Source organism: Paenibacillus sp. FSL H8-0537, from assembly GCF_038051995.1.
GTDB lineage: Bacteria > Bacillota > Bacilli > Paenibacillales > Paenibacillaceae > Pristimantibacillus.
The window spans coordinates 3507425-3520242 of record NZ_CP150290.1; the positions used below are offsets into that span (position 1 = coordinate 3507425).

At 46.1% G+C, this 12818-nt stretch carries 4 protein-coding genes; 1 reads left to right on the forward strand and 3 read right to left on the reverse strand.

Annotation, left to right across the window (positions count from 1 at the left end):
- Nucleotides 1-6: 6 nt before the first annotated feature.
- The gene (locus MHB80_RS14680) at nt 7-1467 is read left to right on the forward strand and encodes an IS1182 family transposase (protein ID WP_341277701.1); all 1461 of its coding nucleotides are present in this window, start codon (nt 7-9) and stop codon (nt 1465-1467) included.
- 215 nt (nt 1468-1682) lie between these two features.
- On the opposite strand, the gene MHB80_RS14685 is transcribed toward MHB80_RS14680, so the two are convergent.
- The 3 genes from MHB80_RS14685 to MHB80_RS14695 are packed head-to-tail and all read right to left on the reverse strand — an operon-like array spanning nt 1683 to nt 12801.
- Nucleotides 1683-2342, reverse strand: a complete 660-nt coding sequence (locus tag MHB80_RS14685; protein ID WP_341277702.1) for a hypothetical protein — start codon at nt 2340-2342, stop codon at nt 1683-1685.
- Nucleotides 2343-2377: 35 nt separating this feature from the next.
- Entirely contained in the window at nt 2378-4546 is a 2169-nt protein-coding gene (locus MHB80_RS14690; protein WP_341277703.1) for a Hint domain-containing protein, read from the reverse strand.
- 20 nt (nt 4547-4566) lie between these two features.
- The gene (locus MHB80_RS14695) at nt 4567-12801 is read right to left on the reverse strand and encodes a neuraminidase-like domain-containing protein (protein ID WP_341277704.1); all 8235 of its coding nucleotides are present in this window, start codon (nt 12799-12801) and stop codon (nt 4567-4569) included.
- Nucleotides 12802-12818: the final 17 nt, after the last annotated feature.

A 12818-nucleotide genomic window follows, 5' to 3' on the forward strand; every position in this document is an offset into this window, starting at 1 on the left:
TCTCGGATGATTTCAAATCAACAAACTCTTAACCTCAGCCCGTATGTGGGAATTTACGATATAGTTGTACCTAAAGATAATATGCTCCGCCAAATTATTGACCTTGTTGATTTTTCTTTTGTCCATGAAGAATTACAAAATAAATATTGCCTTGATAACGGTCGCAATGCAGTACCTCCTATACGTATGTTCAAATATTTATTATTGAAATCTATTTTCGATGTATCCGATGTGGATGTTGTAGAACGATCGAAATATGACATGTCTTTTAAATATTTCTTGGATATGGCGCCGGAAGATGGCGTCATTAATTCGAGTTCTTTAACGAAGTTTCGAAAACTTCGTTTGAAAGATGTAAACCTACTAGACATACTTATTCAAAAAACAGTAGCGATTGCATTGGAAAAAGAAATCATAAAAAGTACCGCGATTATTGTAGACGCCACACATTCAAAAGCGCGTTACAATCAAAAATCACCCAAAGAGATTTTAATGGAGAAGTCCAAGCTGCTACGAAAAGCCGTTTATCAAATGGATGAAAAGATGAAAGATAAATTCCCTTCAAAAACAACAACAAACAAATTGGAAGATGAATTGGACTATTGCCGAAAAGTCATTCAGGCTGTGGAAAAGGAAGAAAAGATTCGCGAATACCCAAAAGTAAAAGAAAAGCTGAACTATTTAAAAGAAATCGTAGAAGATCACGAAGAGCATCTTCAATTCGCAAATGATCCGGATGCACGTTTAGGTCACAAAACAGCCGACTCCTCTTTCTTCGGATATAAAACACATCTTGCAATGAATGAAGAACGAATCATTACAGCAGCGGTGATTACGACGGGTGAAAAGAATGATGGAAAACAACTTCAAACTCTCATCGAAAAAAGTCATGACACAGGTATGAAGATCGATACCGTTATTGGAGATGCAGCCTATTCTGAAAAAGATAATATTCAGTATGCCAATCACAACGAATTACAATTAATATCAAAATTAAACCCTAATATCACACAAGGAACTCGTAAAAAAGAAGAGGAATTTGAGTTTAATAAAGATGCAGGTATGTACGTTTGTAAAGCTGGACATATGGCGATTCAAAGAGCGCGCACAGGTAAGAAAGGTATGAATAATAACCAAAAGAATACCTACATGTTTGACATTGAAAAATGCAAAGTATGTCCAATGAAAGACGGGTGCTATAAAGAAGGTGCGAAAAGTAAAACCTATTCTGTAACCATCAAATCCACCGAACATAAGGAACATGAGGCATTTCAAAATAGTGATGATTTCAAGGAGAAATCGAAAGAACGTTATAAAATTGAAGCGAAAAACAGTGAACTCAAGCATAGACACGGGTATGATGTTGCATCGTCCTCGGGTCTTGTTGGCATGCAAATGCAAGGTGCCATGGCCATATTTTCTGTTAATCTCAAGCGAATCATTACACTCATGAAAGATTCAAAGTAAAAGAATAAAGAGAAAGGCGATATTCCGTTCCAATGTGAACGAAATTTCGCCTTTTTGATTTAAAACAAATCTTAACAAATTATAAACGTAAGTTTTTCAGTGGCCTCGATGAATTCAGAAGTCATCTCCTAGCTGCTTAAGGCTTCAATACCGTTTTTTAACACTGTCCATAATTGAGGTTACAGTTCATTTCGCAAGGATGGTTTTTTATAAAGTTAGGAGGCTGATATCGGCTCTCCCCAGCGTGTCATACCCACCAGATCCGGATGGTCATCCGGGCAAGACTCCGTCGGAAGCTTGGTCTTCTTGGACAGCACACATCCACACTTGCCGCAGATTTTCTCCGCGGCATCGACAGTGGCCGAAGTGGTTCCGGAAAGTGCGTTGTACAACAGCTTATCCGGCTTGTTTTGAATGTGCGGGCAAGTCATGCAAGCGTTCATCCGTTTGCGGAAAATATCGTCTTCCACAGTGGCAAAACCTGCTCTTGCCCACTTCCACAGCGCTTGTCCGGCTTTCTTGGCCAAATCCGTATTGGAATGTGCCGCCGCAGGCCCTCCAGTAAAAGTAGACACCTCTGTTGCATGTGAGAGTGATGCATCAGAAGCACCCGTTGTACCTGATACTCCGGGCGATCCTAAAACCTCCTCTCCTTCGCCCATCTCCACAATTGGAGGATTGTTCAGCAAATGAGTTAGAAACATCTCCGACCTTCGTGCTGACAATAAATTATGCGCGTAACTTGGATCATGAACAGCCGCAAAAAGAACCTTTTCCGAAACCGGACCTTTCAAACCCAGGATGATGCCGAATTGCTCGCACTGCTCTTTTATACTTCCCGTGAATGCTCCCATCTCTTGGGCGGCTGATTTCATAGCTATTCTCCTTTGTGCTTTTAATCGTTCAACTTTTATTTCAACGTTATTTCAGCTGAAGCGGAATTCGGGTCCAAGGTCGAGCCGATGTCTGATGTTAGCGCTCTGGACACCGAAACGGTATAAGCCACTCCGCGCTGTAGATTGACCTTCAGCAATACGGAAGAACGGCTGCTGCCAGATGTTACAGCGCTAATAAGGGCACTTGGCTCAAATGAAAAATCATCCTCATCGGCTGCATTCAGCGCCTTAACGGCTGTATTAAATTGCAATTCAACGCTGGAGCTGGCATGAAGCAAAGCGTAACGAACCTCTTCTGTAAGCAGCGTTTTATTTTCCCCGGTCAGATCCGCGAATAGGAACGATAGGTCTGTGACTACTGCGAAATCCGCTGTGATCAAACCTGTTGCATCGACGATTTGATTATCCTGCAGCAGCTTGAATGCTTTCGCTGCGATGTCAGGCGTTATATCAGCTGTCACCAGCGAGGATGCTCTAATGGTCGCTCCAGTTACTTTCGCTCCGATTACCTTCAAGCCGTTCGCTTCTGGACCACCAATGCCGTTCGGTGGGAAATTCATGCCATTGCCTGCTTCTATGGCATCCATTCTAGTTCCCGTAGTTGGCTTGTAAAAATCGCTTTCATAAGCATCATGCAACGAAACATTTATGTTATTAAAGATGACAAGTTGAATTTGGTGCAGCGCGCTAGTCATCAATGGGGCGTAAAGCGTACCGAAGAACATATTTTGCAAAATAGCAGGTGTATAGTAATCACTCATGCCAACAGAAGTGTAGCCATCTGCGTTCAAAGGCGCGCTCTTCTGAAGACGGCTGACCATATTCCCGAGAATGAACGCCATTCCTTCCATGCCAAGCCCCTTGATACGCGTTAAACCGCCCGAAAGTACAACGTATTGCTTGCCGTATTGGGTGAAGGCGTAAGCGTTGGGCTCCAGACGTCCGATATCATGATAGAACGTAATATCCGGGTAGAAGCCTTGGAACAGGTTCACTAGGTATTTTACCATGGCATTGCCAATACTCACTTCCGTAAAGTTCCATCTTTCCGCTCTATCGTTTACGTCAATCGCTTGCAAAGGGCTAAGGAAGGCAGCAGCATTGTCTGGCACAAAAGCTACATTTGATCCGTGTACATAAAATTTGCTCAACTTCGCAGCCGCTTCAGGAGCAGCAGCAACGGATAACGTATCCGATTCAGCGTTGCTCTTTGTGCTAAAGGACATATAATTCCCGGCAACCAAGTGTGAATGAGCCGCTTCATATTCTTTGGTTCCCAATTTCGGTTGAGCCTCCATATCCTCTAGCAGACCGCTTTCCATAAGGTCCCGCTGACGAATTTGCAGGTTGAAATCGCCGGAAACCAATCCCTCAGAAAGCAGCAAATGGCCGTCCAGCGATCCATTAAAGGAAACGTCTGTAGCGATATGATGCACCCCGCCTGTGTATTCGCCGATGCTGATTTCGTTAATTTCTACCTCCGTAGCATTATAGGAAATCAGCAAGTCATGACCCGGCACGAGACGGTCAGCCCGCTTAAGCTTGCCGCTAGGCATTAGGAACAGATGGTCCGGAGTGACGATGATGCTTCCATGACCGCCGAATCGGATGTAGACCATAGCAGGCTGATGACTTTGAGGACCAGTGCCGTTGCTGAAGTTCAATCTGGCTTTCTTCCACTCCAGTTGGATACCTTGCTCGCTTTGCTGCAAGCTGGCTGTAATGACTTTATCCCCTACACTAAACTTCTCGATTGCAGTGTGGCCCTGTGGTGTCCCGATTTGCGTACCGTGGGCGAAACAGGAGCAGCAGCAATAACAGGTGACAACGTTCCAGGTTTCTCCCAAACCCATACAGCCGCGGTTGCCGAGCGTCGCATGGCTCATATCGGAAGGATTGCGCGTATCAAAGCATACCTGAGCTGCAAACGGGTACAGATAATCATGCGGGGAACAGCCCGGCACAGGGTTTCCGTTAATATCCGTACATTGGCATAAACGATGGGCTTGAGGGGAGAAGTTAACATTATCCTGACAATGCTGTCCGGGGCATACTAGATAAAAAGGCTTTCCGAATTGAAAATTATTGTTGTTAATATCCTGAGGATTCACTTGAGACCAGTTTACATCCGTTAAATTTTGCGCTTTACCCAAATTGATTTCAAGAGAGTCTAAACAATCCATTTTTCATTACCTCTTTTCGTTTAGTTAGTCATACTTGTCTTTGTGAACACATTTGATTGATAAGTTATAATAACGGTTAACCCTGCTAATACCTCCTGATTTAAAGCCCCATTCAACAAAAGAGTATCCGGCGTATTGGCTAAAGAAAATTGCAAAATGGCGTTTAAGCCGGTTCCTGTGACATTGCTTAAATTGCATGTTCCCAAGTTATTGTTTACGTTTACCGGGATCACAGCATTGTCCCCCATTTTTAAACTCAAGAACGGCGTGCTCTGATCCTTATCGGATACGATTGCCAGATTGGACGTAAGGATCAGAACCGTGGCGGACAGCAGTCTTACATCCGACAAGTGGGTCAAGATGGTACGATCCGTGACAGGAAAGCTTATTTGCTGTACCCCTTGGGTCGCTTGCGGACTGAACAAAGCGAACCAATTACTCGGAAACGCTTGCTTCAGGTCGATCATTTTGGCCGGAGTATAAGGATAAGGAGCGCTTTCGGCATGCAGCTGTTGTTTCACCTGGTTAGCGAGTAGAGTCCCACCGTCTTTGGCCGTGTACTGAATCTTGACGATAATATCTGAGATATTGCTGAAATCAAAGCGATTGGTTTCCGGCGGCAGGTGTAACGTCCACGAAGATACCGCGCCTGTCCCCTCGAACGGCAAATATCGCTCATCCTTAAAATCCAGAACAAACAGACCGGAATCATTCATCCCCCGAGTCACGGCAACCTGCTGCGACACATGGTTTTGCCTTAATACTTCTGGTCCCGGTGCAGGATCAGCCGGATTCAGGAGATAGCTGATCCCTGTAATATCGGATTGTACGACGACAGCATTTCTATTTTGGACTAGTATCGCATTGATATTCTGATAGGGTCCAACTACAGCCGGTATGGAAATAGAGATTGACTTGATTTTGCGGCAGTAATGGCCAGGGAAGTCGAAATCGAACAGCTTCTCATTCAATTCGAAATCCAGCTTGCCTTGAACCCCCGTGCCGCCTGGCATTCCCCCTTTAAAAGCAATAAATTTAACCGGGTCCAGATGAAGCAAGGATACGGTCTTTTCAAGCTCCAAATCTCTCGAGTTATTGAACAGATAAGCTTTCTCCATTTGATTCAAGGCCAGCAACAAGCCTTCCCCGGCAAGAAGTCCCCTGTGGAGGTTGTCCCAGTAATCGAATTGCAAAAATTGATCCTGCCGCTCCAGCTCATATTGATAGGCCGCTTGCGCAGCCATCGCCATATCCACTGCGAGCTGATAACATTGGAAGTAGGCTGTCGATAATCGGCTGATCATCCACTGGTAAAGCTCTTGGCTCGTAAATTTGCCGCGCAGGAACTGTTCCATCTCATCATGCTGCTTTACGTTTTGTTGATGAATGTCGAGCTCCCTTTGCAGCATGGCGGAGCGCACATTCCCTCCAGTAATCTGTTGATCCAGCTGCTTGATTTCAGATGCCGCGACATCCCGCTGCAGCCCCCATTCTTCCCGGCGGCGCACATACTGAGCGCCGGTATTAATTAAGCCTGCGGCTTTATCCAAGCCGTTCGCCGCCCCGTCAGCCATAGATGCACCAGCATTCACGGCATCACCGAATTGCATCCCGCCATCCGCCAAGCCAAAAATATTCGGAGCCAGATAGGCCCCTATCGAGAGCCCATGAATGGCAATGGAAGCCACCTGAAGCTCCGTGGATAACCCCCTTAATGTTATATCCGTAATTTCCAATCCGTTGATGTTCTCCTCATATAAAGTGCTGTAATGCTCTTGTCGGAATGCCGCACTCGTTCTGCTTTCCGTTAATGACGCAAGCGTACTTGCAATCTCCTCCAATTGCTGCTCTTTAATCATTGTGGAGAGATTAAGAATGTTTTTTTCATGTGTGCTCTGGAGCAGAGACAAGCTTTCCGCATCATTGTGTTCAAGTGCGGCCAGCAGGCTGCTACCGTACTGTGTTAATGTGCCTGTTATGGATTTCGCCCGTTCCAGCATAAATGCAAATCGGTAAGGAACACCTTGATTAGCCGGTTTCAGTGAGGCTAATGGATTCACTCCGGCGCTGACCATGCGAATCAATTGGGCAGGATCAAGCGGCGGTTCGAATAGAGCCAGTGTTTGCGGGATTCCCTGAATGTTGAGACAATGTCTGATTTTGAACAGACGGTCTTCCACCCGATCCCAATAGGCAATAAATTGCTTGTTTTCCGGCACACAGAAATAAGTGTCCAGTGCATTGAACGGTGCATAGGCCATTAAAGCGTCATTCGCGGCTGTCTCCTGCTCTAGCGCAATTAGAAACTGCGGAATGCCGTCTTTGAATTGCGCAAGAAGATCGGCGAATGTTTTCGGTGCAGGCTCTGGGGATTTCCCTATATTTTCGGGCCTTGGTCCCAGCAAATCATAAGCGTATACGTACATCATCGTTGCGGTCACGATGGCTTCCCATGTGTATTGCATAAAGTAGGAGTCGCCCCACTGCAATAAATTATCAATATAGGCCATTACCACCGCTTTCTCGTATGCACCGATTCGCAGCCCTGCAATCGCATCTGGATTGAACGGATCCATATTATAGGCCGCAATCTCCTGCGGATTGGTCAATTGTTCCTTTAACGTTTCCAGTGTATGGTTCCGGAAAGGATTAAACTGCCAGAAGCGAGCCGCCGGATTGCCTAATTTATCGTTTAACAACCGATTTCGGACTGAATCGATCTGCTTATCGTCCAAAAAGAAGAAAAGCTGGCTGATCGGCGTTGCATCCGAGAAATCCGCACTTACCGCACCTGCATCCGTAATAATCTTTTGATCAACCAGAATTTTGTAAATGCGCTGTGAACTGGTCAGCCCGATCGTCGAGGTTTGAAAATCTTCCGCACTGATCTGAAAAGGCTGCAAAGTCGGATTAAATATATACTGATACCACTTCTCGGCCGCTTGATAGCTTTGGTTCGTTTTCAGCAAGTCCGCAATTAAGTAAGGGGCATGGAAAAACAATTCCCAATAGTAAGGCTTGTAGGCCCCCCAAAAATCAACTTGCGAACCATCGGCTGCATCGGGAGCAACTACATAATTGCCATCGAATTGGAACCGCTTAAACAACAATTCCGCCTCGATTGGAATCTGTTGCGACTCCAGACTGAGAAGCGCATCGACACCGCCTGTAAATAGCGTAGAGCTAAGCCTGTGCACCGCGGCCGTCGTAAGACGGAAGGCGGAGAAACGGTATTTTATGCTGCCGATGCCATCCTTGTTTCTGTCCAGAAAGCCGACAGACACCGGAAAAGGCCACTGATACAAAGTATCCATAACATGCCGAACCTTCAGATCCTCGTTCGGCTGTCCATCGAGCAGCCCTGTGACGTATTCGAGCAGCTCATAGAAATCAATATCCGCCAGTATTCTGCCATTAGGATCAAGGTAACCCGATTTTATGCATTGTTGAAAAATCAACTGAGAACCGGAAACCTCAATATCAACAGGAGCAGCCGCCACGAAGGAATGATCGGTAAACATCGGGCTATTCATCAACACATTTACGACCGCCGATGTGCTCGCAACCAGTTGCGGCTGTAAATACTCTGTCAGGCTTTGGGCATCCGAGTAATTTTCCAGAACCCCCTCCTGATCCAAATATCCTCCTTTGACGAGTAAATTATAGATGGTTTGCGAACCGTTCGCGTCAATATTCAGATTGGACGAAATAAAAGAGGTCGGCGCAAAAATCGTATCCGAATTTAGAAGCGCCTCGCTGATGGTTGGTACATTATCCTGTACCTCCGAAGCTGTATCCATGAACAGGAATGCCTCTTTATCCCCTTTGAACAAGAACGCAGCCGGATGGTTTTTCACCGTAAGCAGTTCGTATTCGGTGCCTCTCATAGTACTGGACAAAGCTACCGTTCCACTCGCCTGGCTGATCTTATTGAGCACATACGATGCTTTTGCCTGTACATTGGTCTGTCCTGCAAGATAGCCGGCAACGTCTTTCCCAAGCTGAACAAAGTTAAAGGAGCCTTTAGCCAAACCTCTGTCATTAAAGTAGCCTGATTTCACCAGACCGCCCCAGACCGCTTTGGACTGTATCGCATCCATTTCCAATGTCGTTGAAATGAAAGAAGAATCATTCAAAGATACCGGAGCAAGGACTGGCGACGGATTTCGAATGGAATCAGCAGCATAGTTATCATAAAGAATCTGTGTGGTATCGATCAGATTCAGTCTGCCGGAGCTTCGGTCAATTTCAGGACGGAAATATGTCTGGCTGATCAACGCTTCTTTAGCAGCAATGATGTACTCATCAGGATTGACGATAAAGCCGGGCTGCAGATCATCATTGATAACGATTGGTTGAAACAGAGGCAGGAATCCCGTGTGCCCGACCTTTTTAGCCAGAACAAATTGCTGCACGACTTTATACAAACGATTCTCAAATTGCTGCAGCGTATCCGTTGAAGAAACAGGAGCATTCGGCATCGTGAATGTGGATAAACCTCCAATGTCAATCATAGGACCAAAGAACAGCACCAGCTTCTCAAATCGGTTGGCTCCGACGTTTGGCGTAAGATAATGGTTTTTCTCGATTTTGAGCGGATACACCTTATTCCACCAAAGTCTGGCAGGATCGAACTGGGATGTATTAAAGAGCGTTTTGACCCCGTCCTGAACCATAAATGTACTGTTATCCGCCGAGATGACTGTATCTTCCGCCAACGTTTGCGGGGGAACCCAGCTACCGCTAAAATTGTAGAACGTATAACGAATGGTTGCTCTAACCGATTTTTGCCCAGTCGAGCCAGTACCGCTATCTTTCACGACCTTTTGTTCCACCCAGAACAGGAAGAGACGATTAAATACATAAACCGGGGATACCGTGTCAGCATTAATTGTGACTTTAATCTCGTTCCATTCCGACCATACATTGCCTTCATCCCGTGTCAAATAGTAATACTTGTAGGGCTGTGTTTCTGTCCTGGCAAAAAGATAGGTGACCTCTGCGTTGTCATGCGTTGGATCTGTGACATGGGTATGATAGGTATCGACTACCTTCAACTTAGCAAGCTCCGCAAAGCGGTCCAAATATTTTCGATACGCGGCTTCCACCGTATCTTTTGTAATATCGCCTTGCTTCAGCGTATTTTCAAACTCTGTGAAGAGCGCGGTTTTATTTTGCCTATAGGAAGGATCAATGTAATTCTCAGGATATAAAAACACTTGGCGGTTCGCTTCCCAAATCCGGTAGTTAATCATCCAGCTCCACCATACCGCAGGTATGTCAAAATGGATGACACCTTGCTCCAGCCGTTCCCTACTTCTGAGCAGGTACAACTGTATGGCGTTCAGCGCTTCTTTAATATAAGAGATCGTTGCGCAGCCACTCATTTCGACGTCGATTAACAGATATTCATATAAATGACGACCATTCTGAATCCATCCGAGATCCTCCATTTTCGACAATGCGTTCAGCGCAGTAGAAATTAAAGCTGTTCGCTGCTTCTCCTGTACGGCCCCGTTAACCTGAAGATACAGAGTCTCCCAATTATCCGCGCCCAAGCGCGCCTTTAACGTCAATAACAGATTATTAGCGGCTACAGTATAATCCGCCCAATTCGCCTCAGCACCGAGACCGGCAACTTTGCTTACATTGTCCAGCAGACTGAAGCTCGCGCCTGTGGACTTCATAACATTGATAACCTTTTGCAGCAAATAAAGCCGTTCCATTCGCGACAATAACGGGAACGACGCAAACAGGGAGAGCAGCTCGGTATCTGCAAGTCCTGTTATTTCTACTATGGCTGCAGCTGCGTCCGTGTCCGTAGCAGCATTCATGTAATGAGAAATATCGCCAATTACATCATTGAAAAACACTTTCAACTCCTGATAGGCGTACACATCAAGCACGTTGAGCGCGGTCAACTTCGTAGTGTCCGCAATACCGAAAGCGATGTGGCTGTCCTTAATGGTCGCCAAGTCATCGCTGGTCAGCGAAAACTTGCGTGCAAGCACAAGCCACTGCGATATCTGCTTCATCTTGTCTTCAGCCGTTAATCTCTGCTTTGTATCAGTGAATATAGCGACAAGATCCAAATCAGTATCGTTTAACAAAGCGATCAAACTCGTTACTTGCACGGTTTGAACATGGAAGAATGCGGAAATTTGCCCGAGCAGTTTTAATTGTTGCTCTTGCAGCAAGGCTCCCGCTTCTTGCCGGGAGGCCGTACTTGCAATGAGCTGTGGGAGATTATTCAACCAGCCTTCCAAATCTGTAGGCCGATAAAGCGGGTCCACAAAATCGGAAGCGTTGCCGTTCACTACATAATCCAATTCATACACATTAATCCTTGAGCGTTTCAATCGATCCGCGTTATTCTTCATTAAGACCCAGGCATCCATCGTAGGGACTAAGGTCAGCTGTTTGAAAAGCGTTAGCAGCAAAACAAGCTGCGTTGTGGGCATTCCCAGCAAGTTGCCGAACAAAGAATAACGATAGAGTACGGATAGATTGCCCACCGTTAACGGCACTTTCACTTGATTTCCGAACAACGCTGCAGCTAGCAGGTTTAGATCGCTCTGACTTAGCTTCAGCCCTGCGGCAATGCGGGCTGCGAGCTTCATATTATCTGCATCCGCCGCGCCTACCTTCCAATAGAGGAGGGTATCGGTAAACATCGGATTGAAGGAATAGCTGCCCTTCAGCTCGTCCCCAGGATGATAAGGAGTGGATTCCGGTCCGTTAAAGAGCTTGTCGAATGCGGTACTTGTGATTGAGGCAGCTCCCTGCCCATACGTTTTTACATCGAAGATCAGCACTCCTGCCTGCTCTATCGACAGATTCCATTGCTCTTTAGCAGTTTTCAGCTTGGCCAGCTCTGTCAATGCTTGAGAATCCAGCTGCGGTGCACCAGATTTTACACATTGCAGCGCCCAGTCTAAATCCGCATAGCTCCAGCTCAGCTTATTACTCAGCCTCAGGAAGCGGTGAATCCGGTCCAAGGAATCGTTAGTCAAGTTCACTATAGTCAAGACGGTATCTTCGCTATTGACCTGCAGAGGCTGCGCTAAACCATCATTAATAAAAAACGATTTTGCCAAACCTGCTTGGATTTCGGCTACAGAAAGATCTTGGCTAAACAGCGTCTGCAACTGCACCAATGTTAATCCGGTTTGTTTGCAAAATGTATCTACATCTGACAGCACCTTCAAATCCGATACCCCGTAGAATGCCTTCAATTGGGCTTCATCTTTGGTGGAGGTTGAAATGAGTGAAAACTCCTCTTGAGATAGACCGAGTATTTCTGCGGCTACACTTGCAGCGGGTGAGCCAAATACCGAGTACAGATCCTGAAGCAACACATTCATACGATTCAAATAAATTCGCATCTGTTCCAAAGGATATTGGAAAGGTAAGTTGAACGGATAGACCTCACCCGCCAAGGTCTGATAGATATCCCCCTTGATGTTTAAAGCCGAACAGACAGCAGCCTCTAGCCGTTCATTAACGATCTGTAAATAAGGCATGGTCGTATTCGTATTTTCACAAGTAAGCTGAATGCCTGCCAGGTCCGGTCGACGAGCGGAAAGGGCCATGTTGGCAGGAATGGTCGTGCTATTGGGCACCGTAATGTATTGGCTCGCAATCCGCATCAAATCGACCAAATATGCAGCCGGACCAAAGATAGATTTACATTCATCGCACTCGCAGTAATTTAGCGTACCGAAGATCTCCTGATAATCAGGCAGCGCTTCATAATGCTGGAGAATAGCATCCGATATCGAATTGGCGGCGTAATTTCTCGTATGAGGTGCTGAAAGCTGGGAGATGGACGCCCATTGATGCATCGTCTGGGCTTCAACATGCTTCGCCTGTGTATAAATGGCAGCGGCCTGCGCTGCTCCGTCCTCACCGAGCAGCGGCCCATAGGCTCTCACAAATTGATCTGGATTGATGGCTGCGATTTGTTGGGCTGAATGCAACGCAGGCTTGCCTGTACCATTCCCGTTTTCGCTTTCTCCCTTGCTGCTGCCAGCTAGTAGTACGCTGGCTGCCTGTGGATCATTGGTGAGCCGTAGCAGTCTTTGATAGCTGCTAAGCAGGTTTAGAGCCTCCGAATGTTGATCATCGGACCCGTCTAACGCTTGCACGGAAGCCGTGTTTGTGAACTGAAAATGGTGGATATCGAAATTCGGGTTATTGGCATAAAATTGTGCCAAAGTCGGATGCGCGTCACTCAAATACGATTGAATATCCATGAATATAAGACCCTCCT

What these genes read in the sequence shown, in the direction of transcription:
- MHB80_RS14680 (WP_341277701.1), top strand. Translation starts at nt 7, where the DNA reads ATGATTTCAAATCAACAAACTCTTAACCTCAGCCCGTATGTGGGAATT.
- MHB80_RS14685 (WP_341277702.1), bottom strand. Translation starts at nt 2,342, where the DNA reads ATGAAATCAGCCGCCCAAGAGATGGGAGCATTCACGGGAAGTATAAAA.
- MHB80_RS14690 (WP_341277703.1), bottom strand. Translation starts at nt 4,546, where the DNA reads ATGGATTGTTTAGACTCTCTTGAAATCAATTTGGGTAAAGCGCAAAAT.
- MHB80_RS14695 (WP_341277704.1), bottom strand. Translation starts at nt 12,801, where the DNA reads ATGGATATTCAATCGTATTTGAGTGACGCGCATCCGACTTTGGCACAA.